Source organism: Planococcus sp. CP5-4_YE (genome assembly GCF_019042655.1).
Taxonomy (GTDB): domain Bacteria; phylum Bacillota; class Bacilli; order Bacillales_A; family Planococcaceae; genus Planococcus.
In genome coordinates, this window is record NZ_JAHPZO010000014.1 from 54,315 (window position 1) to 80,980 (window position 26,666).

The 26,666-nt window shown below is 48.9% G+C and carries 26 protein-coding genes; 13 read left to right on the plus strand and 13 right to left on the minus strand.

Translation table 11 applies throughout. From position 1 onward, the window contains the following. Nucleotides 1–68 precede the first annotated feature (68 nt). Genes KTG14_RS14245 through KTG14_RS14255 form a run of 3 tightly spaced genes read left to right on the plus strand, consistent with a single transcriptional unit; the run spans nt 69 to nt 2,620 of the window. The gene (locus KTG14_RS14245; protein ID WP_058381454.1) at nt 69–857 is read left to right on the plus strand and encodes an ABC transporter ATP-binding protein; all 789 of its coding nucleotides are present in this window, start codon (nt 69–71) and stop codon (nt 855–857) included. Continuing rightward, nucleotides 841–1,596 (plus strand): ABC transporter permease, encoded by a 756-nt coding sequence (locus KTG14_RS14250; RefSeq protein ID WP_216971559.1) that lies wholly within the window; start codon nt 841–843, stop codon nt 1,594–1,596. Before KTG14_RS14245 ends, KTG14_RS14250 begins: the two co-directional genes overlap by 17 nt. A 31-nt stretch (nt 1,597–1,627) precedes the next feature. Further along, entirely contained in the window at nt 1,628–2,620 is a 993-nt protein-coding gene (locus KTG14_RS14255; protein WP_216971560.1) for an ABC transporter substrate-binding protein, read from the plus strand. A gap of 152 nt (nt 2,621–2,772) precedes the next feature. Here the strand turns inward: KTG14_RS14255 and KTG14_RS14260 are convergent, their stop codons facing one another. The 7 genes from KTG14_RS14260 to KTG14_RS14290 form a co-directional block, all read right to left on the minus strand. Then, nucleotides 2,773–3,630 carry a YusW family protein gene (locus KTG14_RS14260; RefSeq protein WP_216971561.1) on the minus strand — a complete coding sequence of 286 codons (858 nt, stop codon included), beginning with the start codon at nt 3,628–3,630 and terminating at the stop codon, nt 2,773–2,775. 127 nt (nt 3,631–3,757) lie between these two features. Next, complete coding sequence (locus KTG14_RS14265; protein WP_216971562.1) at nt 3,758–5,056, minus strand: MFS transporter; 1,299 nt, start codon at nt 5,054–5,056, stop codon at nt 3,758–3,760. Between the two features lie 112 nt (nt 5,057–5,168). After that, nucleotides 5,169–5,528, minus strand: a complete 360-nt coding sequence (locus KTG14_RS14270) for a hypothetical protein (protein WP_216971563.1) — start codon at nt 5,526–5,528, stop codon at nt 5,169–5,171. 118 nt (nt 5,529–5,646) lie between these two features. Continuing rightward, nucleotides 5,647–6,792: a glycerate kinase gene (locus KTG14_RS14275; protein ID WP_216971564.1), complete on the minus strand. Its 1,146-nt coding sequence runs from the start codon at nt 6,790–6,792 to the stop codon at nt 5,647–5,649. Between the two features lie 256 nt (nt 6,793–7,048). Further along, nucleotides 7,049–7,501 carry a hypothetical protein gene (locus KTG14_RS14280; protein ID WP_216971565.1) on the minus strand — a complete coding sequence of 151 codons (453 nt, stop codon included), beginning with the start codon at nt 7,499–7,501 and terminating at the stop codon, nt 7,049–7,051. Continuing rightward, on the minus strand, nt 7,494–8,315 hold the full coding sequence (locus tag KTG14_RS14285) for a DUF3100 domain-containing protein (protein ID WP_216971566.1): 822 nt from the start codon (nt 8,313–8,315) through the stop codon (nt 7,494–7,496). Before KTG14_RS14285 ends, KTG14_RS14280 begins: the two co-directional genes overlap by 8 nt. A 200-nt stretch (nt 8,316–8,515) precedes the next feature. After that, the gene (locus KTG14_RS14290) at nt 8,516–10,549 is read right to left on the minus strand and encodes a Na+/H+ antiporter (protein WP_216971567.1); all 2,034 of its coding nucleotides are present in this window, start codon (nt 10,547–10,549) and stop codon (nt 8,516–8,518) included. A gap of 148 nt (nt 10,550–10,697) precedes the next feature. On the opposite strand from KTG14_RS14290, the gene KTG14_RS14295 reads away from it, so the two are divergent. From KTG14_RS14295 to KTG14_RS14305, 3 genes are all read left to right on the plus strand, one after another. Next, nucleotides 10,698–11,075 carry a YidH family protein gene (locus KTG14_RS14295; protein ID WP_216971568.1) on the plus strand — a complete coding sequence of 126 codons (378 nt, stop codon included), beginning with the start codon at nt 10,698–10,700 and terminating at the stop codon, nt 11,073–11,075. Nucleotides 11,076–11,249: 174 nt separating this feature from the next. Continuing rightward, complete coding sequence (locus KTG14_RS14300; protein ID WP_216971569.1) at nt 11,250–12,383, plus strand: CapA family protein; 1,134 nt, start codon at nt 11,250–11,252, stop codon at nt 12,381–12,383. A gap of 15 nt (nt 12,384–12,398) precedes the next feature. Continuing rightward, nucleotides 12,399–12,992 (plus strand): hypothetical protein, encoded by a 594-nt coding sequence (locus KTG14_RS14305; RefSeq protein ID WP_216971570.1) that lies wholly within the window; start codon nt 12,399–12,401, stop codon nt 12,990–12,992. A gap of 86 nt (nt 12,993–13,078) precedes the next feature. Here KTG14_RS14305 and KTG14_RS14310 read toward each other — a convergent pair whose 3' ends face one another. Next, complete coding sequence (locus tag KTG14_RS14310; protein WP_216971571.1) at nt 13,079–13,921, minus strand: YitT family protein; 843 nt, start codon at nt 13,919–13,921, stop codon at nt 13,079–13,081. A gap of 247 nt (nt 13,922–14,168) precedes the next feature. On the opposite strand from KTG14_RS14310, the gene KTG14_RS14315 reads away from it, so the two are divergent. Continuing rightward, a complete protein-coding gene (locus KTG14_RS14315; RefSeq protein WP_216971572.1) occupies nt 14,169–15,386 on the plus strand; it encodes an EAL domain-containing protein in 1,218 nt (405 codons plus the stop codon). 49 nt (nt 15,387–15,435) lie between these two features. On the opposite strand, the gene KTG14_RS14320 is transcribed toward KTG14_RS14315, so the two are convergent. Both KTG14_RS14320 and KTG14_RS14325 read right to left on the minus strand, forming a co-directional pair. Continuing rightward, nucleotides 15,436–16,299, minus strand: a complete 864-nt coding sequence (locus KTG14_RS14320) for a PPK2 family polyphosphate kinase (protein WP_216971573.1) — start codon at nt 16,297–16,299, stop codon at nt 15,436–15,438. A gap of 196 nt (nt 16,300–16,495) precedes the next feature. Next, nucleotides 16,496–17,146 (minus strand): hypothetical protein, encoded by a 651-nt coding sequence (locus tag KTG14_RS14325; RefSeq protein WP_216971574.1) that lies wholly within the window; start codon nt 17,144–17,146, stop codon nt 16,496–16,498. A 438-nt stretch (nt 17,147–17,584) separates the two neighbouring features. Here KTG14_RS14325 and KTG14_RS14330 point away from each other — a divergent pair, with 438 nt between their 5' ends. Next, nucleotides 17,585–17,755 (plus strand): hypothetical protein, encoded by a 171-nt coding sequence (locus KTG14_RS14330; RefSeq protein WP_216971575.1) that lies wholly within the window; start codon nt 17,585–17,587, stop codon nt 17,753–17,755. A 46-nt stretch (nt 17,756–17,801) separates the two neighbouring features. Here KTG14_RS14330 and KTG14_RS14335 read toward each other — a convergent pair whose 3' ends face one another. Together KTG14_RS14335 and KTG14_RS14340 are read right to left on the minus strand one after the other, a co-directional pair. Next, nucleotides 17,802–18,242, minus strand: coding sequence for a VOC family protein (locus KTG14_RS14335; RefSeq protein WP_216971576.1), 441 nt, complete (start codon nt 18,240–18,242; stop codon nt 17,802–17,804). 71 nt (nt 18,243–18,313) lie between these two features. Then, nucleotides 18,314–18,736, minus strand: coding sequence for a hypothetical protein (locus tag KTG14_RS14340; protein ID WP_216971577.1), 423 nt, complete (start codon nt 18,734–18,736; stop codon nt 18,314–18,316). A gap of 249 nt (nt 18,737–18,985) precedes the next feature. On the opposite strand from KTG14_RS14340, the gene KTG14_RS14345 reads away from it, so the two are divergent. The 3 genes from KTG14_RS14345 (at nt 18,986) to KTG14_RS14355 (ending at nt 23,212) form a co-directional block, all read left to right on the plus strand. Next, nucleotides 18,986–19,843, plus strand: a complete 858-nt coding sequence (locus KTG14_RS14345; RefSeq protein ID WP_216971578.1) for a GNAT family N-acetyltransferase — start codon at nt 18,986–18,988, stop codon at nt 19,841–19,843. A 143-nt stretch (nt 19,844–19,986) separates the two neighbouring features. Then, entirely contained in the window at nt 19,987–21,258 is a 1,272-nt protein-coding gene (locus KTG14_RS14350; protein ID WP_216971585.1) for a Glu/Leu/Phe/Val family dehydrogenase, read from the plus strand. Nucleotides 21,259–21,397: 139 nt separating this feature from the next. Then, nucleotides 21,398–23,212: an LTA synthase family protein gene (locus KTG14_RS14355; protein WP_216971579.1), complete on the plus strand. Its 1,815-nt coding sequence runs from the start codon at nt 21,398–21,400 to the stop codon at nt 23,210–23,212. 37 nt (nt 23,213–23,249) lie between these two features. Here the strand turns inward: KTG14_RS14355 and KTG14_RS14360 are convergent, their stop codons facing one another. Further along, nucleotides 23,250–24,050, minus strand: coding sequence for an SDR family NAD(P)-dependent oxidoreductase (locus KTG14_RS14360; protein WP_216971580.1), 801 nt, complete (start codon nt 24,048–24,050; stop codon nt 23,250–23,252). 200 nt (nt 24,051–24,250) lie between these two features. Between KTG14_RS14360 and KTG14_RS14365 the strand changes: the two genes are divergently transcribed. Both KTG14_RS14365 and KTG14_RS14370 read left to right on the plus strand, forming a co-directional pair. Further along, nucleotides 24,251–24,832, plus strand: coding sequence for an MEDS domain-containing protein (locus tag KTG14_RS14365; protein ID WP_254178189.1), 582 nt, complete (start codon nt 24,251–24,253; stop codon nt 24,830–24,832). 123 nt (nt 24,833–24,955) lie between these two features. Then, on the plus strand, nt 24,956–25,978 hold the full coding sequence (locus KTG14_RS14370; protein ID WP_216971581.1) for an STAS domain-containing protein: 1,023 nt from the start codon (nt 24,956–24,958) through the stop codon (nt 25,976–25,978). Nucleotides 25,979–26,666: the final 688 nt, after the last annotated feature.

Genomic DNA, 26,666 nt, shown 5'->3' on the forward strand with positions numbered 1-26,666 from the left:
ATAAAAATACTATACTTTATTAAGCGATACCCGATTAGAAAGGTAGGTTTTATAGCCGGTGAATTTTATTGTTTATTGAAATCCAGCATATTAACAAAATCTATACCGATAAAGATAATAATGCCAATACGGTATTAGAAGATATAAACCTCGAAATCCCGAAAGGCCAATTCGTCTCGATCCTCGGCCCTTCCGGCTGTGGCAAGTCGACTTTATTGTCGATGATTGCCGGCCTGACTTCCGCTTCGTCGGGCGGCATTGTCGTCGACGGAAAAAATGTGCAGAAACCAGGGAAAGACCGCGGCATGGTGTTTCAAGAAGCCGCCCTGTTCCCATGGATGACCGTCACGGAGAATGTCGTGTTCCCGCTGCGCAAGGAAATGAATAAAAAACAAGCGATTGAACGTGCACGCCATTTCCTGCAGATGGTCCAGCTCAGCAATTACGCCGGGCATTATCCCCACGAATTATCCGGCGGCATGCAGCAGCGCGTATCGATTGCACGTTCCCTGGCGATGGATCCTGCGGTACTGTTGATGGATGAACCGTTCGGTGCACTCGACGAACAGACACGCAGCCGGCTTCATGGGCAGTTGGAGAAAATTTGGATCGATACGCAGAAAACTATCGTGTTCGTCACACATAGCATACAGGAATCGATCAAATTATCAGATCGCATTGTGGTCATGGGCACGCGTCCCGGCACCGTCATCGCCGATATCGAAGTCGACATTCCGCGCCCTCGCGACGAACATAAACAACAAGTCGCGGCACTAGAAGAACGCATCATGGGGCTGTTGAAAGGCGAAATCGATAAAGTCATAAATGAGGAGCTTGCCTATGAAGCCCGCAGTTAAGCGCCTCATTTTTTTCGCAGCACTTATCTTGTTCTGGGGGCTCGGCTCTCATTTCGAATTATGGCACGAAACGATCCTGCCGTCCCCGTTCAGCGTATGGGATGCACTGGTCGCTGGATTCACTGATCTGACTTTGGTCTACGACTTGATCGCAAGTTTCCGCCGGCTGTTGATCGGCCTCGCCGTTTCCTTATTGATCGGCACCGCGCTCGGGATTTTGCTGGCACGCTCGAAAACGGCCGATGACACGATCGGTTCAATGGTGCTAGCCTTGCAAAGTGTGCCGAGCATCATCTGGCTTCCGCTAGCCATGATGTGGTTCGGCCTCGGCGAAGGCGCCATCATCTTCGTGGTCATTCTTGGTGGTACATTCGTTATGACACTCAATGTACGGACGGGCATTAAAAACGTCAATCCACTCTACATAAAAGCAGCACGGACAATGGGATCGAACGGCATCGACTTATTCTGGAAGGTTATCATCCCAGCCTCTATTCCTTATCTCGTAACCGGTGCACGTCTCGCCTGGGCATTCGCCTGGCGCGCGCTGATGGCCGGCGAACTATTGAGTGCCGGACCAGGACTCGGCTACACATTGCGCTACGCTTCTGACTTCGGCAATATGGCGCTCGTTATCGGTGTCATGATTATCATTGGCGTCGTCGGCGCAGTTGTCGACCAACTGATCTTCCAGCGCATCGAGAAAAACGTCTTGAAACGCTGGGGACTCGAATCTTAACATCCAAAACCACTTGAGGAGGAATCATTTTATGAAAAAATCCGGACTTATTTTAACTTCATTTGCAGCTGCGGGAATCCTGTCAGCTTGCGGCGCTTCTGGTGGGACGACAGGCGCTTCTGAGGACACTCTCGTACTTGGCTATTTCCCGAACCTTGACCACGCCACGGCAATGGTCGCAAAAGACCAGCAATTTTATGAAAGCCATTTGCCAGAAGGTACGAACGTTGAATACGTCACATTCGCTGACGGCTCCGACTTCATGACTGCCTTGAAAACTGGCGATATCGACGGCGGGCTGGTTGGCCCTGGGCCTGCCATGAACAACTACACGAACGGTGCAGATGTGCGCATGGTCGCTGGCGGCGCAAGCGGCGGCACCGTCGTTATGGCGCGTGATGGCAGCGGCATCGAATCCATCGAAGATATTCCAGGAAGCACATTCATCACCCCGCGCGTCGGTTGCACACATGATGTCCAGTTCGAAACCTATATGAAAGAAAACGATATCACCTCAAACCGCATCGGTGGCGAAATGGTCCACCAGACCGGCAAGCCGGCTCAATATGAAGCCATGTTCGAAACCGGTAAAATTGATGTAGCGGTCGCCCCGGAACCGTGGGCGTCCGTCCTTGCACAAAATACCGGCGCCAAAGTGATTATCGAACCGGATGAGATTTCCTTCGGCACTTCGCTTCCGGCATCTGTCCTTGTCACTTCCAGTGAATTGATCGAATCAGATCCAGAAACTGTGCAAGCCATTGTCGATGCCCATGAAGAAGCTACAGCATACATCGAGGAAAATCCTGAAGAATCCAAGGAAATCGTTATCTCCACAATCGATGACATTACCGGCCAAGAACTCGATAAATCGGTCATCGACGGCGCCTGGGACAACATGTTCTTCAGTACGGATATCGACGGCGAGGAAATTCAAGCCTTTGGTGATTCGTCATACGACTTGAAATTCCTGAAAGAAAAACCCGATTTCAGCGAATTGACCGATACGCAGTTTTTGAACTAAATGAAAAATAAACGAAAGCCCTCACCTGTACTGGTGAGGGTTTTCGTTATGTCCGCTACACTTTTAAAAGTAGGCCTCCTAGAATAGCCTATCAAACTAAGCTTAGTTTAGAGCTGTTACCGAGACTAAAAACAGAGCGCCTCTGCAGCTTGTTAATTCCTACCATGGAAAAACTTAATTTCTTCTCCTCCCCGGTAATCGACTTCAAGATCGAAATCATCTACATCGGCCGTATCGATCGACAATGCTTGCAGAACCTCGGCTTTCATGTCATCGATGGAACGGGCTGTCGTGATATTAACTTGGCCGATCAACTGCTCCATCTCATCGAGTGCCCCAGCTCCTTCACTTTCCGAGCCATCACGGCGCTCGATTTCAGCTTCCCGTTCATCGCTTTCGAACTCATAACTCGCTTCGCCGCCTCCGGTAAACGTCAGTTCGAGTGAGAATTCATCGAGCTCTTCGGATGTTGCGCCGTTTCTCACATCGTGGTCAATTTCCATTTCTTCACCCGAATCGAATTTCACATCCAACTCAAAATCCCGGACCTCTGCTTGCTGGGCATTGACCGCCTCCAACACTTCACGCTTGAAGTCATCAAGAGGGCGTGCCGTTGAAAACTGGATGGCCTGGAAAAGCTGCGCAAATTCATCTTGTGCTTCCTGGCCAGACAGCCGGTCTCCGGAACCGCGCTCAATTGAAGCTTGGTTGCGGTCGTAGTCGAATTCCCACTCACGGTCATCCGTGAATTTCAATTCCAAATCGAATTCGCGGATTTCACCGTTTGCTGCTGTAGCCGCTGCCTGTTCATCTTGCGCTGCTTGTTCCGGACTATCCTCTTGTTCAGCCGACTCCTCTTGTGCTGTGTCGCTATTTCCGTTCGTTGCATCCACCGCTTGCTGATTTGCCGCATCTTCAGTCGCTGTCGTGGTCGTTTCGCTCGTATCTTGTGTTGCACCACAACCTGCCAATAAAATCACTGTCGCTATTCCTGCCGTCATTTTCTTCATCTTCAAACACCCTTTCTCGCTTTATGATAGTTCTATCATATCTGCACGGGCTGAGTGCCTGCTGAGAAGAACATTAAAATTCCATGAGAATGAAAAAATAGGCGCATTAAGATTAAGCCCCTGCTTCTTACGAAATACTGGTTTCTTGATTGCGCCAAAACCAAATGACAACAGGCACCAATAATAACGACAGAATTCCTCCCGCCAGCGAAAGAGCCGCGAAGCTGGTGCCAGCTACGACGAGCCCTGACATGCCGCCGCCAGTCGCACCAGCAAGCGCGATCAAGACGTCGACCGTCCCTTGCGTTTTGGCACGCGCTTGTGGTTTCGTCGAATCGACGATCAATGCCGTGCCACTAATCAAACCAAAGTTCCAGCCAAGCCCCAGCAGTGCCAGGGCGAGAATTAACACAAACAGCGAATCTCCTGAAGCAAATGCCGCAACCAGTCCTGCTGAAAGCAAGGTCACTCCCGCTGCGACGACCATCGCAACGCGCCCCACCTTATCGACCAGCATACCGGTCACGAGCGAGGGCAAATACATGGCCGCTACATGGATGCCAATCACCATGCCGATCGCATTAAGGCTATGTCCATGATGGCCCATATGCACCGGCGTCATCGTCATGATCGCCACCATGACGATTTGCGTAATGACCATGACCGTTGCGCCGAGGAAAACGCCGCGGCTATTAACCGCAGGGCTTGCCACTTGTTCTTCTCCTGACGCGGCCTGATCCCGCTTTTGCTGATCGCTGATAAAACGCGATACCATGAGCGGGTCCGGGCGCAATAGCGCAACTAGTACGATACCAGCCAATATGTAAGCAGCTCCCGCTAAAATGAATGGCCCAGCAAGTGCCGGCACCCCAATCGATTCAGCGAAACTCCCCATGACACCAACCAGGTTAGGCCCGGCAAATGCACCGAATGTCGTCGCTACCATTGCAACGCTGATGGCCGTGCCGCGCTGCTTCGTGCTGGCCAGGTCCGTTCCTGCATAACGTGCTTGAAGATTCGTCGCTGACCCCGCACCGTAAATGACAAGCGCTAAGAACAACAGCAACACATTGCCCCAAATCGCGGCAAATACGACACCGATCGAGCCGATGCCGCCCGTAAGAAACCCGGCAGCCAAGCCTGTCCTGCGGCCGAAACGCTGAGACAAGCGCCCGACGACGAGCGCAGCCCCTGCCGAGCCGAGTGTAAAGAGAAAGACCGGAAGCCCGGCGTAGCTTTCCGTACCAAGCATATCTCGCGCGAGCAAAGCGCCGACCGTAATCCCAGCAGCCAGTCCCGCGCCCCCGAAAATTTGCGAGAGCATGACAATCCATAAGGTTCGCTTGTATAAGCTCTGCAATTTTTCCGGCGGCTCGATATAGCTTTCAAGCGTTTGATTGCCTGCTTGCGTTCTTTCGTTAGCCATCGTTCGGCCTCCATTCCAAGTTAAACAATAGCTTCATTATAGCGCGTTTCCTTATAAGTAGGAGCTCCGAATTTCAGGCAATAAAAAAAGAGCCACTCGCGGCTCCCTTGTTTTAAACAGCCTGTTCGCTGCTTTCCTCCACTTCGCGGCGCCATTTTCTCAGCGCACGCCGTTGCCTTGAGTCCCTGATTGTGTACTCTTTGGCACGGCCAATCAATTGAATTCGCTCTGCTTCATGTACGGAATCGATTTGCCCGAGATAGATCGCCAGAAAGAATTCCAAAAAGCGGATTGCTTCAATCTGTTCTCCAGTTGAAGTTGGATTTAATCTGTCCAGATTCAATTTCATCCGCCGCAAATCTGTTGGCGCTGGTTCATGAACTTTGGAAAAGCGTCTATAAAAAACAATCATGTCTAAATACAAACTGTTGGTTTCTTTCCGAAGCTTGCTTCTGGTCATTGGCGTCGTCACGGGAAATACCTCCTTATTTTCATTTCGTCCGCATGCATCTATGCTATAGGTAGTTAATGATTTCTACCCCTTTTCGCATTTGGCTACACCTGTTCCAAAATGTAAATTGTCCGGATGCTTAATTGGCTTGATGATGATTGCGCAAATAAGCGCAGAGGATGTCCGCTGACCGTTGACGCACATGCACATAAGCATTGTCCATCGATTGTTTTTCAGTAACAGCTCCCCCTGAGACTGAATGCACTTCTTCGAAAAAGCGCTCCAAGTCCTCTCGGCTATCAGGATCGATTGAGCCGGATAATAAGATGACCGGCTTGCCGTGATCGGCGGCCATTTGCGCAATGCCAAAAGCTGTTTTTCCCGATAAGGTTTGGCGGTCGGATTTTCCTTCGCCCGTGAAAATCAAATCACTCGACGCCACGCTTTTTGAAAACCCCGAAGCTTCAAGAACAACATCAATGCCGCGCTGCATGACAGCAGGGAAAAATGCTAAAAATGCGCCGCCAGCACCACCTGCAGCCCCCGCCCCTGGATAGTCATGCAAAGACACGCCCGTCTCGTTCTCCACGATATCGGCGTAATGACTTAACTTCCTGTCCAGCGCCTCCGCCATTTTCTTAGTCGCGCCTTTTTGAGGGCCGAATATATGCGAAGCGCCGTTTGGCCCGATTAGTGTATTATCGACATCGCTCGCGATAACAAAGCGGCACTCCTGGATGCGCGCATCAAAAGAACCGGCATCTATCTCATAAAGTTTATCCAGCTCCCCGGCTCCTGGCGGCAGCGCCTCGCCTGCAGTATCGAGAAATCGCATGCCGAGCGCGCGCAGTATTCCTGTGCCGCCGTCATTCGTCGCGCTCCCTCCAAGCCCGACGATGAAATTCCGAAACCCGGCATCGAGTGCATGGCGGATCAATTCCCCGGTTCCTTCCGTCGAAGCACACTCTGGGTTGCGCTCTGTTTGTGAAAGCAAAGTGAGCCCGGATGCTTCTGCAATTTCAATGACGCACGTCTCGTCGTGCCCAAGCACTCCATAACTGGCAGCGACCAGCTTACCAAGCGGCCCTGATACTTGATGCGTAACCATGCGGCCGTTTGTCGAGGCGATCAGATTCACCATGGTTCCTTCTCCGCCGTCCGCAGATGGCAATTCGATGATCTCGCTATCCGGAGCTGCGTCCAATATCCCTTCGGCCATTGCGCGTGCCGCTTGCTCAGCTGAAATGCTGCCTTTAAAAGAATCCGGCGCCACAATAATCTTCATCCAATTCCCCCTCAATATAAATACATGCGATCTTTAAAAAAAGTCTACCTATAATAGAATGTACAAGTTTCAAAAAGTTGCGGCAAGATGTTTAAGCACGATCGGCATGTGGTAACTACTTAACAGAAGCGTTTAGTGAGCTTCCCCTTCACCCCCAAATTTTTTGAAGGCCCGATGCAGGCGACTGCACCGGGCCATTTCTTTTGCGCTCAATCAAACAATCCCTTCAGCAAAAATCGCTGAAGGGATTGTTTCTTTAAATGATGCCTTGCCAGCGCAAAATCACTTCGGCGATAAGGGCCGATCCGATAAAGGTTCCAAGAAAGACCGTGATCGCGACCAAAAAGCTTCGGAAGCCCAACTTGCGGAAATCTGCCCAATTCGACCCAACTGAGATGCCGGCGTAAGCGAGAATTGGTGTGGCAAGCGCCAAAATACCGATCTGGCTCGTCCAGGCCACAACGTAATCCGAACCCGGAAACCACGGCAAGGAAATGATGATGGCAAGTATGCCAATATAGCCGACTGCCGGCATACTGAAAGGCAATGCCTTCTCCAGCATCAAACCGACAAGGCTCACTGCAATCAAGACAAGCATTCCTGGAATCGCTTCCCACGGCAAGACATCCATGCCGAACCAATTGCCAATCAAAGCAGCAACGCCGAAAATGCACAATACCCACGTCCATTCGATGACACTTTTAAGCATTCGGCCCGCCTCCCTTCGCAGTTTTCCGTTCCGATCTTCTCATCATGATGCTGTACAATTTCTCCGTCAGCGGCAAGCCGATGAAAATACTGAAATACAAACCGGTGGAAAGCGATAGTAAATTACTGGCCCCCGCAAAAGCGACGATCTGTTCTTCCAATTCGGGATATGCCCCGATTAGCGAACCACTCGCCGCAGCCATCATCGATCCGCTCCCGACGCCAGACGCCATGGCGAACGACAGCGGATGAAGTGGTGTCGCCGTCGCAAGCAATCCAGAAATCAAGCCAAGAAAAACGGCCCCGAACACGGTCCCGAAAATATAAACCGCCATAACACCGCGGCCTTCCGGTGAAGAGAATCCGAACTTGTTGACGATCAGCCCGACATTCGGTTCACGCGCAATCGAGTGGGTCATGCCGATGCTTTCACGACGGAACCCAAGCAGCACTGCAAGCGGCAACGCCAGGAAAATCGTCCCCAAATTGCCGAGTTCCTGCAATAAAAGCGCAGGCCCCGCTGCAATGATCGCTTCAATCTGCGGCCCAATCGTAACGCCGATTTTGGCAATGAGCAATGTCACCCCTAAAATGATGAGCGGTTCTGCATTTTTGGCGTTTTTCTCGGAAATGAGCGGCGTGAAATACAAGCCAAGCCCCAAAAAGAATGCATATAGCATCGGCAATAATAGAATAACTCCTGGCCCTACCGCAATGCTGAATTGGCCAATCGCTTCAGTAATGGCTACCAAAATAAATGCAATGGCATGCAAACGCCAATCCTTGATGACCGTTTTCAATTCTACTTTCTCCATCTCTTCTCCTCACCTTCTTCGGAAATGACAGCAATTACGAAAATAAATCGCATTCCATAAACCCATTCTACGCTATATAACGTACGTTTCAATACATTAATTGAAATTCATTCGCCTTTCATTCAAGTGAAAGCATATCATTTGCAGAAGTGACAGCTTTTTCAATCCATACGAAAAAGCAGAAGCCTTGGCCTCTGCTTTCATTCCGTCGGATCGTATAAAGTGACGCTTTCGATATAATTGATGTATTTCCTTAATTCTTTTGCCTGCTGCCGTGTGATTTCCGCAGCATCGTACATATCGTAGATTTTTGCGCGCCCCATGTCCATGACGTTGATACGCAACTCTTCTTTCTGCATCTCATAGCGTTCATCGTACAAGGTTTCCGGCTTTCTCAAACGGCTGATCATTTTCCGGTACTCGGTCAAAACCGCTTCCACGATGTCTTTGCGAGAAGCTTTTTGATGATAAGCTTCCAAATTCTCCAGGGCGGCTTCAAGTGCCTTCATCTGCACTTCGCGGCCGACCTGGTATTCGACTAGGCGGATTTCCTCGTCCTGCCAGTTTTCCCCGCGGAACCTGCGCCACGCGCGGATTAGCTTGCCTTGCAAATACAATAAAGTCGAACGGGCGTTATGGGCAATCGCTTCCTCGCGGCGATTCAGCGAATGTTCGAATGCGGCGTAGACCTCCCGCTCCATCCCTTCTGTTTTCTTCAACCTCTCGATAAAGCGGCGCTCAGCTTTCAACGCCCGCAGCCGCACTTCTTTCATGCGGCGTTGGTATTTATTGTTCGCCTCTTTCGCTTCTTCGCCTTCAGGCTGGACTTGCTGGAAACGCAAACGGTATTCATCCATTAATTCATAAGCTGCCGTTTCATTCGCTTCGGTCATTTCTGATTTGATACGGGCGATCGATGCCAGCAATATGCGCCGTCTTGCCTCTTCCAAATCTATCGTATCGCCGTCATCGCTTCCTGCCAATTTGCCTTTACTGAGCAATGGCAAACAGGCAGTCGCGAGCAGCAGCGTCAAAAGGATCGTCCCGACTGCGAGGAACAGCAACAGTGAACGTTGCGGGAAGATATAGCCGCCTTCGACAATCATCGGCAGGGACAAAATCCCGACCATGGTCACCGTTCCGCGGACGCCTGTCAGGCTGACGAACAAAGTCAGCTTGAGGCTTGGCTTCGCTGCATCTTCCATTTTGCCAAAGCGGTATTCGTAATGCGAAAATAAATAAGCCCAAATAAAGCGGATGCCCAGCAACATCGCGGTAATCGCCAATACATACGACAACAGGACGCTTTCATCCATACTCGGATTTTTCAACGCGCCGCTCATCGCTCCCGGGATGTTGAGCCCGAGCAGTAAGAAAATGATGCCATTTAGCACAAAGGTGATGATTGTCCAAATATTTTCCGTCAGCATCTGTTCTTCTGCAACCAGCGCTTCGGTATCTTCCTGCACGAGCGAATGGACGATTCCTCCGACCACGACAGCGATGACGCCCGATGCCCCTAATAATTCCTCCGCTACGACAAAGATGATGAACGGCGTCATGATCTGCAAAAGCGAATGGAACGTGACATCATTGATCCCTTGTTTGCGGAACAACAAGCGGATACCAACAAACAGCAATGCTATCACTGCTCCAAGCAAGGCACCTGCCAAAAATTTATAGGAAAAATTAAAAATAGCGGAGTATAGCGAGAAAGTCCCTGTGACGACTGCGGCGACTGCATAATTAAATGCGACGAGCCCCGAAGCGTCATTGATCAGCGACTCCCCGCGCACCAGGCTCAATACATTACTCGGGATACGGACGCGCTGGGAGATACCGTTCACGGCGACAGGATCCGTTGGCGACAGGATGGCAGCCAGTGCAAACGCCGCGGCGAGCGGGATATCCCCTATGAGCCAGTGGATAAAATAACCGCCAATCATTGTCGTCAACAACACCAGGATGACCGCGTTGCCGAAAATCGGCCCGCGCATGCGCCATAACTCCTCACGTGGAAAATGCCGCCCATCGTTGAACAGGAGCGGTGCAATAAACAGCAGCAGAAACCATTCGGCTTCCAATTCAAATGTAAAGCCCTCGAAGACCAAAACGATAATCGTCCCGAGCGCCACTTGGATAAGCGCTGTCGGCACTTGCGGCACATAGTGGCTCACTACGTTGGAGACGAGAAGCGCGATTAGCAGGACCAGGATAGTCAACAATAATTCCATCAATATTCCCCATTTACTTGTGATGATACATGTATACCCCGATTGTGTTTTCGGTTATCCACTTCTTGATGACTTTCTAATTAGAACAATCGCTTTCTGGGTAAACTAGAAGAAAGCAAACGCCACCCGGCCGAAGGAGGTCCACAACTTGTCACGGCAAACCTACCGAAAAGAAAAGAACCAGCTGACCTATACCCAACAGCACCTCGCAAACGAGCGCACCTACCTTGCCTGGATCCGCACGGCGATTTCTATCGTCGGCGTCGGCTTCCTGGCGACGAGCCTGCATTTCACAATGGGCGTCGTGCGCAATCCCTTTGTCGATCTGTTCACGATCATACTCGGCATCTTCGCCTGTATTTTCGGCCTAGTCATCATTTTCACGGCTACACGCACCTACCGGGAAAAGCGCCAGCAGATCATCCAGGAAACGTTCTATTCTTCGAATCTGCGCATCAGCATGATTTCCACGATGCTGTCAATTATGATAATCATGGTCATCATCTATTTCTTTATCATTATGTGAATCATTTGTGGCTGTAACTTGCTTGACTCTCGTTAAAGTAGGTTATTGCTCACACTATAACACGAAAAAGCCTAGTGATTTCCTCACTGTTATAGTATTCTGAAGTCAATAATGCGAATGAATACAAGCTGTCTTGGCCATGTTTCTGGCTGAGCAGCCGAAAGGAATACACGAATGGCGATTTCTAAAAAATGGTGCATGACATGCTTGGCAGCAATTGGGATCTTATCCACTAGCGAGTTGCCCGTTGCAGCTGAACCGGCCCCCACTGAATTTACAGAACGTTCTATACCGCTTGCCGTAACGCCGGAGCGATTGGCGAGAAAGAACCGTGTGAGTTTATCCGCCATTGGCGATGTACTCATTCACGAGCTTGTTTATGAAGACGCCAAAACCGGTGCTGCATACAATTTTGACTCTATGTTCGAACCCATCCAACCCTTTCTTGAAACGGCGGATGTTACCATCGCCAATTCCGAAAGCATCATCGGCGGCAGCGACATCGGGGTTTCGACTTATCCGTCGTTTAATAGCCCATTCGAGCTCGGCGATGCCATGAAAGCGACTGGAATCGACGCTGTCTCCATGGCAAATAACCATACTTTGGACCGCGGCGTGAAGGCCATCGAAAACGCCGTTACTTATTGGCGGGACATTGGGATGGTATCTTCCGGCGCTTATCTGTCTGCACAACAACGTGCGGACATTCCCGTGCTCGAACGCAACGGCATTACTTTATCTTTCCTGTCTTACACGTATGGAACAAATGGCATCCCGACGCCCGCCAGCCAGCCTTATTTGGTCAATCGCATCGACAGAGAGTTGATCCGAGAAGATTTGGTAGCTGCCCGGAAGAAATCCGACGTCACGGTGCTGAGCCTCCATTTTGGAAAAGAATATGAAACGATGCCTACGCAAGAACAGCTGGAGCTTGCCCGTTTTGCAGCTGATAGCGGCGCCGATATCATTTTAGGGCATCATCCACATGTCTTACAGCCCCCAGCTTGGATTGACACTGCCGATGGACGACGCAGTTTTGTCTTTTACTCACTCGGCAATTTTCTGTCTGGGCAAAAAGGCGTCGAACGGCGGATTGGCGGCATCGCTCACCTGGAAATCGAGAAACGTATAACGGTGGATGGCTCAAGCATCTCCCTTACGAACCCAGCTTTCACCCCGACCTTTGTACAGCACCAAGGGTATCAAGACTATGAAGTTTTATTATTGAAAGACATCAGCAGTGAATGGAATGCCAATACGAAAGCTCACCTTGCCACTTGGATGCCTGAACTTAAATTCCGCGAATAGAGGAGTGATTTGCTGATGCAGGATTGGAAAGCAGAGGAACAAAAACTATACATTCCCGCCACTGAAGCCCACACCGTCCACATTCCCAAACAATTCTATTTCGTCATCGACGGGCGTGAAAGCCTTGGGTCTGAGGATTTCCATGAACGCCTTCGTGTATTGACTGCCCTTTCGGAAGCCGTGCGGACGATTCCACAATTCGGCCATTGTCCACCAGGGTTTGCGGAATATTCCCTTTATCCGCTCGAAACACTCCACCACGCTGAAAGTCCAGATGGGCTATCGGCTACTTTCTCGCTGATGATTCGCCAGCCGGATTTTATCGACAATGAAACAATCGACCGCGCGTTCAACTTGATCCATAAAGAGCGAAAGTTTCCGCTGCTTCCGGAAGTGGCATTCGAGGAACTTGAAGATGGCCTATCAGTCCAATTGCGCAGCGCCCAAAATCTTGAACCGTCCGTGGAAGCATTCAGTAAAATCGATCGTTTCCTGCTGGCGAATGCTTTGAAGCGTCGCAATTCCCAACACCGTGAGATTTATCCGGGACATGAGCGCGCTTTGTTCGATGAAGTAGTGTACCGCGTTTTTGTGGAAGAGGCACAATAACCATCTATCGCACACGATGGTCAGTAAATAAAGGAAAAGCCGTCCCCAAAAGTGTCTGCGCACTTTTTCCGGACGGCTTTTTCCCATTACATCGGATTTTTCTTATAATTTTCATCTCGCCGGAAATTCCCGACCACTTCCATCGTCTCAGTGATGCTAACGAAGGCGTTCGGGTCGATTTCCCGGATCAAGGGGCGGACAAATGCTAGCTCGTAACGAGTGATGACGCTATGCAGCACTTTCACCTTGGCACCGGTATAAGCACCTTCCCCATCCGTCACCGTGATGCCACGGTAAAGGTTCGTCAATAGTTTCTTCTTCACTTCGTCGCCTTTAGCAGTTACGACCATTAAGCTGAGCTTGATATGGCGCGTGTGGATGCGATCAACGACGATACCCGTGATATAGATCGATGCCATCGTATACATCGCGAGCTCCCAGTTGAAGATAAAGCCTGAGATGAAAACGACGCCGCTGTTTAAAGTGAAGACCATGAAGCCAAGCGGGATGTCGCGTTTCATTGTCAGCAATAGGCCGATGACATCAAAGCCGCCGGTCGACCCGTAAAAACGGATGATGATCCCGACTGCAGCGCCTGAAATGACGCCGCCGAAAACCGATGACAACAGTGCATCTTCTGTTACTTGGACAATCGGGATATAAAGCATGGCAATCGACGTGACAGCTACTGAAAAAATGCTGTTGCCGATAAAGGTCTTGCCTAGCTTCATCCAACCAATGACCAAAATCGGCAAGTTCAGCAAGATCAGCCAGATCCCCGAGTTGATCGGCGTCATCAAACCGAAGATCATGGCGATGCCAGTGACACCTCCTGACAAAATTTCATGTGGCAGTAAAAACATATTAAAAGCGATCGCCATAACAATGGAAGCAATAAAAATTGCCCCAAGGCGGTAAAGTTTGTCCATTTTCAATTCTCCGTTCATCTATTGGTAATGAGCGATGCCCACATTCCGTTGAAGGCGATGAGGCAAGGCAGCGATTCACATTATAGGGGTTGCCATCATAGAAAAGCAAGCACTTCTGGTTGGATTTCTCCTTTCTTGTTATTCACGGAATATTCCTCATACAAGTGCTGTTTCAAAAGCTTCAATTGAATGCTGGAAAAATTAAGACTAAAATAGAAGAAGACAGTGCACGGCAAGGAGAGATATTATGGATCCGTTAGACATCGTCGACAATATGGACAAAATCATACCGGTATTCCAACCGATCGTCAGTGCCGTCAAGCATGACGTCATCGGTTACGAACTGCTCGGCCGCTACATAGAACCGGATGGAATTAAATCACTTGGTAATTTCTTCAACGACCCGGAAGTCCCGGACGAGTTCAAAACAGAAGTGGACCAAAGGCTGTTAGAGCTGGCACTCGATCAATTGCTGCTGCAAAACAATGATTGCCTGTTATTCATCAATCGCAACGCCCGCCAGCTGATGGCAGGAGACGGCGAAGATTTTTTGAAAACCTTGCTTGAATATCGCAAACGCGGCTTCCCGCTCCAACGCATTGTCCTTGAAATTACTGAGCACGATTTCAATGATGATTTCGATACTCTCAACCACTTACTCTTGTATTTCAAAACCTACGGCATCCAAATCGCCGTCGATCATGTCGGCGCGAAAAGTTCAAATATCGACCGTATCCGCCAATTGCGGCCACATATCCTGAAAATCGATATGAGCATCAGCCGACACCACCAGCCCGATGCATTCCAGGACATCATCCATTCTTTATCGATGCTTGCCCATCGCATTGGCGCACGGCTGTTATACGAATATATAGAAGACAACCATCAATTGTATTTCGCCTGGAAACATGGCGGGCATTATTACCAAGGCTATTATCTGGCCCATCCGGATCCCGCCCTGCTGACGACGGACTCCTTGTCCATCCATGTGGGTGATAACGTAAAGGAATTTGTCCACCGTGAAAAAGCGATGCTTAGCGAACGCTTGGCCTATACCGCCCGTTCCGAAGATAAACTCAAACGATTGATGGGCAAATGGCAAAGCCCAGACTCTGCCGGCCGATTTATCCAGGAAGTACTGCCACTTTTTGAAGCAGAAAGTTTCCGCATCTATATCTGCAACGGCGACGGGGAGCAAGTCTCCTCCAATTTCCGGAAAACAGCCGGAAGCTGGCAAAGCGAACCGCAGCAAATTGGGTCACATTGGGCTTTCCGCCCGTATTTTTTGGAGAATATGATGCTCATGAAAGTCAGTCATAAGGGGCGCCTGTCAGATATTTACGCTGATATCGAAACAGGGGAAATGATCCGCACCTTCAGCTACCCGCTATCGGACACATGTTTCTTGTTCATCGATTTAAGCTACGAATTCATTTCTGAAAATGATTATCTATTGTTTCAATAAATTACAGTCAACAAAAAACCCGAAGCAGCCTTGGCCGCTTCGGGTTTTTTCATTTCGCTTCCTGTTCGAGCTTGTCAATATAATGCTTGAGCTTGTCTTTTTGCTCACCGCTGATTTCTGGCAGTTCTGGGTTGATTTCCTCCAACATCTCAACCATCACCCGGGCGATAATCAAACGGGAATACATCTCATCATCTGCCGGCAGTATGTACCAAGGGGCATGATCTGTAGAGGTGTGCGTCAGCATATCGCCAAAGATGTCCTGGTAATCCTTCCAATGCTCGCGTTCTTCGACATCGCTGAAGGAAAATTCCCAATTCTTCTCTGGATTTTTCATCCGTTCGAGCAGGCGCGTGGTTTGTTCTTCTTTCGAAATATTAAAGAAGAATTTCACAAACGGAAAACCGTTTTCGAACATGTACCGCTCAAATTCATTGATTTGCCGATAGCGCCGTTTCCAAACTTCACCGTCGATCAATTGATCAGGCAGCGGCTCATCGTCAAGCAGATTATGGACGCGCGTCGCAATGACTTCTTCGTAATGGGAACGGTTTAAAATACCGATTTGCCCGCGCTCCGGCAAAGCTTTATGCAACCGCCACAAATAATCGTGCTTTAATTCCTCTTCCGTTGGTTTTCCGAGCGTTGTTACTCTCAGCCCTTGGGCAGTCAAGTTCGAGAACAGATAAGTGATGGCTTCGTCTTTGCCGGCTGCGTCCATTGCCTGAAGGGCCACCACAATGCCTTTTTCTTCCTCCGCATGAAGCCCGATATGCCATTTCTTCAATTCTTCGATTGTTTTCTTTAATTGCTTTTTGATGTGATCAGCTTCGGCGTCTTTATTTTCATGTGTCGGCCAGTCTGCCAAATCCACCCGTCGCCCAGCCTCCACTTTATATTGTTGAGTATTCAAGAAATCTCTCCTTCAAAATAGATGTTTTCCTTCCCTATACCCTTTTTCAGCATTTGGAATTACAGGGCTTTTTCCTCAATCTGCATTTTTCTACTTTACTTACCACTAGCTATTAAGACTATACACGCACTGGACAAAAAAGCTCCTCCGATACCCATAAGGATACCAAAGGAGCCTTTTCACTTATGAATTGAACTTATTCGTAGGCAATCGATCCGTCTGCTTGCCGCTCATACCTAATGTCTTCCTGTTCCATCAAGGAGATCAAAATCTCAGCTTTATCGTCCGCTTTCTCTTTTTGGCGGTCCAGGATCTCGTCCAGTCTTTCGTGAACTTCTTCGACGTGATTTTTCTGCAAAGTCTTCGTCATTTCACGCGTCAACTCAATTTGGGCAAAATGATAGGACTCCAATTGCGCGAGACGCGGATCGTCGGTGTCGAGTTCCTCTGAGAGCTGTTCCAACTTTTCCTCCATCTCTTTGATATGGAGTTCTGTAAGCGAATTATGGTCATATAAGCGGATGAGCGAATTGCTCACTTCTTTGAGTGTTTCCTCGCTCTTCTCGCTCCGGAAAATGTATTGCTGGATTTCATCCTGTTCAGCATCCGCCTTCGAGCGTTCATCACTCCACGGAGCGACATAACTCGCGAAGGAATAAACATTCCATAAGATAAACAACAGTAAAATAACGCCACCGGCCTTTAGCCAAAGTTTGCGGCGCTGCGGGTCTTTTTTATTGGATCGGAAATTTGGCGGTTCAGCACCGGTTTCGGCGTTTTTTTCCGCTTCGATTCGATTGGATTCATTATGCGGATTACTACCTGAAAACTCATTGTAATTAGCCATGTTACCCTCCGGACATCTATTCGTAACACGATTGTAACAAAAAACATTAAAAATAGCATCCGTTTTTTTAAAGAAATACAGAAATTATGACAAAATTCGACAAAACGATGGAAGTTTTCGTGTCTACTGAAGCAGGTTGCATATCTCCTCTATATCCCACTTGAAAGGTTAGCGTCCTTTTTTATCGGGTAAACTACCTGCAAGTATCATCAACTGTTCGAATTACTTTACCATTTATCAGCCATCCCCTTCTTCACGACGGTTAGAAAGAAAGGTGGTTTTTTCATGCGCATTTCCTGTATGGGAAGTATACTGATTTCCATTATTTTGTCGATTATATTGACCATTTTGCTGAATTTGCTCTTTTTCTAGCTGCGCTATTCTTGCTGGCCCATCGCTGCGAAAGCTTTGCAAATAATAGAAATGGAGGAACTCCTTATGACCAGAACATTCGTGATCCTCTTGATCGTGTCAGTGCTGTTGTTCATCGGATTCTATTTTGTCGTTACGCTCTATAACCGTTTTGTCGGAGGGATTGTTCTAGCGGGTCTTGAATTCCCAACAGCAGCCATCTTATATGAAATGCTGTCATCCCCATTCCAGACATAATCCTCTTCAGCTAAAGAAACCCCATCGCCTGAGCGATGGGGTTTCTTTATTCGACGGGATTTTGTTGCGTGTCTCCAGTTTCAGATTTACGATAATCGAACTGCCATTGCACACCGAATTTATCTTGTACGACGCCGTATGCTTCGCTCCAATAGCTCTCCTCGAATTCAAAGATCACTTTGCCGCTTTCTGCCAGCTTCTTAAAATCTGCTTTCATTTCACCCAGTTCTTCTGAACGGATGCACACATGAAAATTACTTCCGAATGTCGCAGGTTTTCCAGGCATTGCGTCCGACAGCAATAAGTAATTGCCGTAGAGCGGAATCGCGGCCTCCAGGATCAATTCCTTTAAATCCTCGTCGAGTTTCGATCCCGGATTGTCGCCGTAATGGATGATGGAAACATCGGATACGCCAAAGACTCCTTCATAATAAGAAAGCACTTCTTTGCAGTTTCCGTTAAAAATGACTTGTGGATGAATCGCCACTTCTTCGCCCCCTCTTGAACTTTCTCTATCACCCTCTTTTCCCTTCCACTTCCAGCGCTAAACGCCCGCTTCTATTTCCAAACAGGTAATTTTTTTAAAAACGAATAGACAATCGGCCCTAAAAAGATAGCCGCCAAAAATAGATAAAACGACACCGAGGCAATAAGTACCGTGAAAATGCCGCTCCATAAAGCCGCCACCAAATACAAAAACAACAAGAGCAATGCCCAGACAATGCTAATGCGAAGCGCCGCATTTTTCATACGGATCCTTCTCAGCGCTGCCAAGCCCAACGACAAAAGAAAAGCAGGGACTACCATCCACAACAGGGTGCTTGTCGCCATGTCGCCTCTTACTTCATCGTTCAATAACAGCGTATCCGAACCGCTAGAAGTTGCCATCGTCACCAACAGCCCGACGACAGTAATCAAAGCATAAAGCCCCAAGCCGAACAACAGATCTTTAACCAATTCCACCGCTTTCCAATTTTCCAACGTCTTCCCTCCTTATCGTTCCCGGAAGTTTTCGGCTATCCAGCCTCCCGGGAAACAATGGCTATTCCGATTAGTTCGCCGCCATCCCATCTTTCCCCTGCCGCCTCTTCAAATCAGAACATGTGCTTTACACAATCCGACTGCCTCTCGCTTAATTTTTTTCGTTTCACGACCGCTTTCGCTTTGTAGTCATGCCCGCAATACACTAAAATTATTATGCAACTATGTCCCCTTAAGGAGTGACGATACATGAACGAAACGATCCGCCAGTTGACTGGCGATGATTTACAGGCTTTGCAAGACATGGATACCGGCATCGATGATGATTATGTCATCCGGGTATTCGACCGGATTTCCACAGGGCCTAACCGTTTATTCGGTTTGTTCCATAACGGCCGCCTGGCGAGTATCGGGGGCTATACTATTTTCGCAGGCAGTTATGCCATGCTCGGACGCATGCGGAGCGATATGCGCTTCCGCGGCCTCAGCCTATCCTCTCGTTTGATGGCCCATGTCCGTGATGCGGCACTCGATCACCCGGGCATCCGTTTTGTGGGCGCCAATACACAAGAGTTCAATCTCCCGGCACAGCGCGTTCTGGAAAAAATCGGGCTGTCCCGCCAAGCAGAACTATTTTCTGCAATTGCAGAAAACGTGAAAACTTTCGAAACCGCTGCCGCCCCTTGGCGAAAAATTGAAAGCGCCGATGAGAAGATGGACTGGCTCGAGGCGGTCTACATTCGTTCGGAGCGGGTCTTTCCTTTCGAATGCTATTACCCGTTTCCCGCAAGCCCTGACCTATTTTCCAACCAAGCGCTCGAACAATGGGACTTCTATGAAAATCCTGCCCGTGACCGGATCGTCATCACCAAGCACGATGTGAAGAAATATGATTATTTGCATGCGCTTTACCCTTGGGAAGATTTATTCGAACAGCCGGGACTATGGGAAACCTTACACGAACCCCTCGAGAAAATCCGCCTCGGTTCCGTGGAAGGCGCATTTGTCTGGATGGACCTGACCCGCAAGCAGGCAGGCAAACTGCCGGAAAGCCATCCGTTTGAGCTCCCCTCTCCATGGTTTTTGTACGGCACGGATATCCATTAAGTAGTTCTTCTCCCCTTCTAATGTTTAAGCGCTCTTATTAATAGGAAGACATAAAGTATAGAAGGAAATCAGCCAAGGAGGAGAAGATAATGACACAGCAGGAAAATCGACAAGAAGAAGTAGCAGAAGACTTGAAGCAGGAAATGCCGGTAAAAGAAGTGAAAAATGGCGTCGAACTTACGAATCCGCTTGAAATTGTCCAGCGCATGCTTGAAGTGGCGACGCAGGAACTCAAGTTGCCGCAAGGGGTGTACGAAATCCTCAAAAAACCGAAGCGCATCTTGAAAGTATCGATTCCAGTGCGCATGGATGACGGGACGTATCGTGAATTCGAAGGCTACCGTTCCCAGCATTTGGACGTGCTCGGCCCGACGAAAGGCGGCGTACGGTTCCATCCGGGAGTGACCGAAGATGAAGTAGCAGCCTTATCGATTTGGATGTCGATGAAAGCGGCCATTCTCGGAATCCCTTATGGTGGCGGTAAAGGCGGAATCGTCGTCAATCCGAAAGAGCTATCAGAACGGGAACTCGAGGAATTATCCCGCGGCTTTATCCGCGAACTCGAACCGATCATGGGGCCTGAAAAAGATATCCCGGCGCCAGACGTCAATACGACGCCTCAGATCATGGGATGGATGATCGATGAATTTTCCCGCCTGAAAGGAAAAAATGTGCCCGGCACGATTACCGGCAAGCCTTTGATTCTTGGAGGATCGGAAGGCCGCGTCGAAGCAACTGGACGCGGTGTCGTATTCACCATCGAAGATGCTGCCAAGAAACTGGGACTTGAACTCGAAGGCATGACCGCAGTGGTTCAAGGCTTCGGGAATGTTGGATCGATTACCGCCAAACTATTACACGAACGCGGCGTGAAAGTGCTTGGCATTGTTGATGCTGGCGGCGGCATTTACCATAAGGACGGCCTGCCGATTGAAGAATTGATCGGCTATGCCCAAACAACCGGCACAGTTGCGGGATACAATGGCTACGGATCACTCAGCAATGAAGAATTATTCGCAGCCGATGTGGACATCCTCGTTCCAGCTGCGCTTGAAAACCAGATTACTTCAATTACCGGTCCGGCCATCCGCGCCAAAATCGTGGCGGAAGCGGCCAACGGACCCACGACGCCAGACGGCAACGCCGCGATGGAAAAGAACGGCATTACCGTCATTCCGGATATTCTGTGCAACGCTGGCGGGGTCACGGTTTCCTATTTCGAATGGGTGCAGAACACGACACACCTGCGCTGGACCGAACAAGAAGTGAATGAGCGGCTCCACACTGAAATGACAGAGGCTTTCAACGATGTCTATGAAATGAAAGAACAAAAAGACAGCACAATGCGCGAGGCAGCCTATTTGGTCGCTGTCGAACGCATCGCCCAAGCGATGGAAGCACGCGGCTGGATTTAAGAAAAGAAGCAGTCCCATGAGCTCATGAAACCGGGCTTTTGGGGCCGCTCTTTTTTTCTTTTTCTCGCCGATGTTTCCGAACCCCTGTTTACAGGTAGTGAATAGATAAGGCCCTCATCGCCAGAAAAGGAGAACATTCATGAAAACAATTGATTACTGGGTCTATTTGGCCTTTTCCGCATTTAAATTATTCCTCTTCAGCTTATATACCGATACCCTGTTCAGTTTCGGCTTTTTTCTGATTAGCTTATCAAGCGCCTTGATTCTTTCGAGCTGGACTTTATTGATCGATGCCCGCAAGCGGCGCTGGATTTTACTATCGCTTTTGGCGCTGCATAGCATTCTGCTGATTTCGGACGTCTGGTATTACCGCTATTTTGGTGATCTATTATCCGTTCAATTAATTCCATCAATGACGCAAATGAATGATGTAGGCGGTGGGTTCTTAAGCTTGATCCGATGGACGGACTTTTTCTTTTTTGCTGATTTTCTGCTGTTCCTCGCCTTCATATTTGTCTTAAAAAAGAGCCATACTGCGCCGCTACAGACAACAAGCGGCAAACTGGCAGCTGTGATTGCTTCAATTGGCCTGCTAATATTTACTGCCCCTCTCCTTGCGAGCATCGCAAAAGGCGAACGTTGGCTAACCGGAGATGCCACCAGCAATATGCGTGAATACTATGAGCTCGGATTTTGGGGCTATCATGGCTATGACTTCGGAAAAGGCGTTGTTTCCGTTTTCCGCGAACCGAAACCGTCCGAACAGGACAAGGCACTGCTCCAGGAAGCTTCTGCAGAAGTTGGCGCGAAAAACAGCGGCGGGCAGCCGAATATTATCCTTGTCCAGTTGGAATCATTGCAGAGCTCCGTCATCGGCCAGGAAATCGGCGGTGAAGAAGTGACACCTTACTTAAACCAACTCGAGGAAGAAATGCTTTACTTCCCTGCTTTCCACCACCAGACTCATGAAGGGCGTACATCGGATGCAGAGTTTGTCATCAACACCTCGCTGCATCCACTGCGCACGGGTTCTGTCTATACACGGTTTCCAGACAGCACATTCGCCCCATTGCCGGAAACTCTGCAAAAAGGCGGCTACGATACAGCGGCCATGCATGCCTATGAAGCAAGCTTCTGGAATCGCAATATAGTGTACGAAAACATAGGATTTTCTCACTTTTTCAGCGAAAAAGATTATCCCGATAAAGAAAAAATCGGCATGGCGATCAATGATAAAGATTTTTTCCGCAGCTCGGTAACCCATATGCAGAAACTAGAGGAGGCGTATTTCGCCTTCATGATCGCCTTAAGCAGCCATATTCCCTTTACGATTCCTGAAGACAAAAAACAATTGGCGCTGCCAGGTTACGAAAATGAGTTAGTGCGGAATTATTACCATACTGTCCATTATGTCGACGGTGCCGTCGAAGTGCTCGTCGATGAATTGAAACAACAAGACATGTGGGATGATTCGCTGGTCATTTTCTATGGCGACCACGATAGTGGATTGACCGAACAAGGGCGTGAAATGGCTAGCGAGCTTGACGCCAATGGAGTGACAGAGCAGTTTGAATTGTTCCGCCAGGTTCCACTATGGATCAAGCCGCCAAATCTGCCGGCAGGCGAAACGATCGAAACCGTCGGCGGGCAAATCGATTTGGCACCGACAATCCTGGAACTTGCAGGAATCGACCAAGGCTTCATGCTTGGCACTTCACTTTTATCGGATACCGAAAGGCTGGTTGTTTTCCGCGACGGTTCGTTCCGCAAAGGAGATGTGTATTTCAAACCGGATTTGACGTCTACACCCGGGACAGGTGAGTGCTACTCAATCGACAGCGGTGAAAAAATCGACGGTGCGAATTGTGAGCCGTATATCGAAGACGCGCTCGATCAATTACGCATTTCGGATACCGTGATTGAAGATAATGCACTGAACTACATCGAGCAATAAAAAAGCGTTGGACTCTATCTTTGAGTCCAACGCTTTTTCATCTCATGACACTGCCGCCGGAAATTTTCACCGATTCACCGACGATATTCGGGGCGGCATCCGTGAGCAAGAACGCAATCGTTTGGGCGACTTCTTGAGGAGTTGATAACCGGTTTGAGGGGATACCAGACCGTGCTTCCTCCATCGCCTGTTCAACAGGGATCTCTTTTCGCTCCGCTTTTCTTCGGATGCTGGCCCTGGCCATTTCCGTATCGACATAGCCCGGGCATACCGCGTTGACGCGGACACAATGTTCAATCGCTTCTAGCGCCATTGACTGCGTCCAACCAACTACCGCGAATTTACTTGCTGCGTAGGCCGTGTTTCCGGCAGTACCGCGAAGACCGGAAAGAGAAGCAAGATTGACAATATCCCCCTTGCCTTGTTTTATCATGCGCTGGTACACCAATTGCGTCAGCATGAAGGTCGATGTGTAATTGATGTTCATCAGATGCTCCAAAAATTCCTGGTCCAGTTCTTCCACTTGCTTGCCACCAGCGACACCGGCTGAATTGACCAATCCGCCAATAAAACCGAGCCGCGCTTCAGCGGTTTCGACCAGCTGTTTTCGATCATTGGCATCCGCCAAATCCGCCGTTTGGACGTGCAGTTGATTGTTATCCATCATACCTTTCAATTCATCTTCCAACTGCTTCAGTTTGTCTGCATCGCGCCCAGTGACTGTCAGTTTCGCTCCCATCTGCGCCACCGCTTTGGCTGTTTCCCAGCCGATACCGCCGGTCGCACCAGTGACCAGTATATGCTTTTCTGCCAATGCTTGTTCATTAAAAATAGTCATGGATATCCGCCTCCTTGTGTGCAGTGATTCCCTTAAGCGCAGTGTACTTAAACATAGCTTAGAAGAGACTTAAAGGCACCGTATGGTATATAATGATGGGAAGTGCACAAGTGCTGTCATTTTTTTCACTTCCAGCTATTTTCAAGGCTGAAGACGAATTTCATCACTATATGGAAAATGCGTTACATGGAGGGGAAAAAATGAACCAAAAAATGAGCGATTTCACAGAAACATTGCGCCAGGCTGATTACGCGCACATCTTTTATCTAACCGAACAAACTGATCTTTATATAGAAAATGCAGTATCTTATGTTTTAGACGGTATACGGAATGGGGATCGCGTACTGTTCGTCGAAAATCCCCGGATCTACCCCCAAATTCAACGAAAGCTCCAGCAGCTGTTGAGTGCTGAAGAACTAGAATTGATTCATTACGTCAATAACTTCGATTTCTATTGGCGCAAAGGCAACTTCCATCCAGAAGCCATTTTGGAATATTTCGAGAGCGTGGTCGGTTCTTTCACTGCGGATGGCCGGCAATGCCGGACATGGGGCCATATCGAATGGGGCAGCCAGGAAGATATCGACCAAAAGATCGTCGAATACGAAACAGAAATCGATCGATCTGTTCCCCAGCGTAAAGTCGTTGCCGTATGCGCTTACGATGCATACCGCGTTTCAGACAACTTGCGTGAGCGCCTGATGCATTGCCATGGCTATTTAATGAAAGACCAAAGCATTTCAGCCCTATCATACTACGATGACCAAAAAGCCCGGAATTAGAATTCCAGGCTTTTTTAATGCTGTATTCTGGCAAATGCGCATAATTGCCAACAAGTCAGGGAATACTGAAACAACTGCAGGCAAACTGCGAGGCTGATATAGAATGAAGCGGAGGATACTGTCATGAAAAAAGAAATCACAGTCGGCGCAGCCGAGTTGAAATGGGATTTGGAAACGGGAAAAGTGCTCTTTGACGGCGGCGATGTCGTCTTTTTCTGGACTTCTGCCATGGAAACCTTTTTCGATACGATCCGGGAAATTACCGGTACCGAAGCGACCGACCTGGTGCTTGAGACCACGGGATTCAGGCAAGGAATCGTTGTCGGAGAAGGCTTCCGGGAACTGAAGAATATCAACGCCAGCAATGTTGTCGAATGGATTTCCAATACCTATGCCCCAGCCGGCTGGGGGAAAGTAGAGATTGTCGAGATGGACATCGAACAATACACATTCACGATGCATATACAGGATGATTGGGAATACAAAATGAACCAATTGAACCGCAAAGGTGCCAAAGGAATTTTTGTTCCTTCCCATTATGCCGGTGTCTTGACGGGGTTATTCGGACAGAACTTCTGGTACCGAACCATCCGCTACCAAAATGATGAACAGCCTTACAGCATCGTGGAATATTATCCATCAGAGGTCAATGTTCAGCAAAATATCCGGGAACTGGCGAGACGCCAAGAAGGCCAACAAATTCGCCAACTTGAAGAAATGGTCAACGAAAAGACCCAGAGGCTCCAGAAGCTAGTGCGCGAACTTTCCTCCCCTGTCATTCCGGTGCTTGAAGGAATCATCGTGGTGCCGATGATTGGAAGCTACGACGAAGACCGGACAGAAGACCTGATCAACAACACATTAACCGAACTGCCGAGACACAAAGCGGAATTTCTGTTGCTCGACCTGACAGGATTGAACCGAAGCATCTCAGAACACACTGCGCAATTGATCGATAAATTGGCAGCGGCCGCACGCTTGCTCGGTACTGAGACGATTCTAGTCGGCGTCTCGCCGGAGCTCGCCATAATCATTACACGGACAATGCAAGATCTGTCGAAATTCGAAGCCTTGCAGAGCCTGCAGCACGGTATTTATTATGCGCTTGGCCGAAGCGGGCGTTCCATCAGCCAAAAAAACAAGTGAAACGAGGAGTTGTCTCGTTTTACTTGTTTTTTTATGCTTGCTGACAGGCGGCTGTTCCAAAAACCGCCCGCCTGTATTCATATAAATCAAAGCCATTCCGGTAAATCCCAGAAACAAGGCGACTCCAATATAAAACATCCAACTTTTCTCAAGCAACATGCCAGCAAGCCAAAATAACATGCTGAATGCCAAAGCGAATAATAATTTCCCGATAAAACGAGACATCGCCGGCCCATCATATTCCGCTTTTTATTCTTTAGGCATCGCGTTGTAACCTGCGATTAAAAATGTGCCTTTACTTTGCAACATATAAAGCCCTAGGAGTACCATCATGAACGCCACCGCACCGATGACCAATACGCCCGATTTGATTTCATCCCCCCCCCCCCNCCYTGCCGCTTGAATTTCTTCTCTAGTTTTTCATTCGGCAACGACTGAGAAATTCCTTGTCACGCACAAGAAAATCCCGCACCCGTCTTCCCTGTGCAGGACTTTCTGTTAAACGCTTCCACATTTTCCGTTAATGCCCTAGGAGTACCATCATGAACGCCACCGCACCGATGACCAATACGCCCGATTTGATTTCATCCCCCCCCCGCCTTGCCGCTTGAATTTCTTCTCTAGTTTTTCATTCGGCAACGACTGAGAAATTCCTTGTCACGCACAAGAAAATCCCGCACCCGTCTTC

What these genes read in the sequence shown, in the direction of transcription:
- KTG14_RS14250 (WP_216971559.1), top strand. Translation starts at nt 841, where the DNA reads ATGAAGCCCGCAGTTAAGCGCCTCATTTTTTTCGCAGCACTTATCTTG.
- KTG14_RS14255 (WP_216971560.1), top strand. Translation starts at nt 1,628, where the DNA reads ATGAAAAAATCCGGACTTATTTTAACTTCATTTGCAGCTGCGGGAATC.
- KTG14_RS14260 (WP_216971561.1), bottom strand. Translation starts at nt 3,630, where the DNA reads ATGAAGAAAATGACGGCAGGAATAGCGACAGTGATTTTATTGGCAGGT.
- KTG14_RS14265 (WP_216971562.1), bottom strand. Translation starts at nt 5,056, where the DNA reads ATGGCTAACGAAAGAACGCAAGCAGGCAATCAAACGCTTGAAAGCTAT.
- KTG14_RS14275 (WP_216971564.1), bottom strand. Translation starts at nt 6,792, where the DNA reads ATGAAGATTATTGTGGCGCCGGATTCTTTTAAAGGCAGCATTTCAGCT.
- KTG14_RS14280 (WP_216971565.1), bottom strand. Translation starts at nt 7,501, where the DNA reads ATGCTTAAAAGTGTCATCGAATGGACGTGGGTATTGTGCATTTTCGGC.
- KTG14_RS14285 (WP_216971566.1), bottom strand. Translation starts at nt 8,315, where the DNA reads ATGGAGAAAGTAGAATTGAAAACGGTCATCAAGGATTGGCGTTTGCAT.
- KTG14_RS14290 (WP_216971567.1), bottom strand. Translation starts at nt 10,549, where the DNA reads ATGGAATTATTGTTGACTATCCTGGTCCTGCTAATCGCGCTTCTCGTC.
- KTG14_RS14300 (WP_216971569.1), top strand. Translation starts at nt 11,250, where the DNA reads ATGGCGATTTCTAAAAAATGGTGCATGACATGCTTGGCAGCAATTGGG.
- KTG14_RS14305 (WP_216971570.1), top strand. Translation starts at nt 12,399, where the DNA reads ATGCAGGATTGGAAAGCAGAGGAACAAAAACTATACATTCCCGCCACT.
- KTG14_RS14310 (WP_216971571.1), bottom strand. Translation starts at nt 13,921, where the DNA reads ATGGACAAACTTTACCGCCTTGGGGCAATTTTTATTGCTTCCATTGTT.
- KTG14_RS14315 (WP_216971572.1), top strand. Translation starts at nt 14,169, where the DNA reads ATGGATCCGTTAGACATCGTCGACAATATGGACAAAATCATACCGGTA.
- KTG14_RS14325 (WP_216971574.1), bottom strand. Translation starts at nt 17,146, where the DNA reads ATGGCTAATTACAATGAGTTTTCAGGTAGTAATCCGCATAATGAATCC.
- KTG14_RS14330 (WP_216971575.1), top strand. Translation starts at nt 17,585, where the DNA reads ATGACCAGAACATTCGTGATCCTCTTGATCGTGTCAGTGCTGTTGTTC.
- KTG14_RS14345 (WP_216971578.1), top strand. Translation starts at nt 18,986, where the DNA reads ATGAACGAAACGATCCGCCAGTTGACTGGCGATGATTTACAGGCTTTG.
- KTG14_RS14350 (WP_216971585.1), top strand. Translation starts at nt 19,987, where the DNA reads ATGCCGGTAAAAGAAGTGAAAAATGGCGTCGAACTTACGAATCCGCTT.
- KTG14_RS14355 (WP_216971579.1), top strand. Translation starts at nt 21,398, where the DNA reads ATGAAAACAATTGATTACTGGGTCTATTTGGCCTTTTCCGCATTTAAA.
- KTG14_RS14360 (WP_216971580.1), bottom strand. Translation starts at nt 24,050, where the DNA reads ATGACTATTTTTAATGAACAAGCATTGGCAGAAAAGCATATACTGGTC.
- KTG14_RS14365 (WP_254178189.1), top strand. Translation starts at nt 24,251, where the DNA reads ATGAACCAAAAAATGAGCGATTTCACAGAAACATTGCGCCAGGCTGAT.
- KTG14_RS14370 (WP_216971581.1), top strand. Translation starts at nt 24,956, where the DNA reads ATGAAAAAAGAAATCACAGTCGGCGCAGCCGAGTTGAAATGGGATTTG.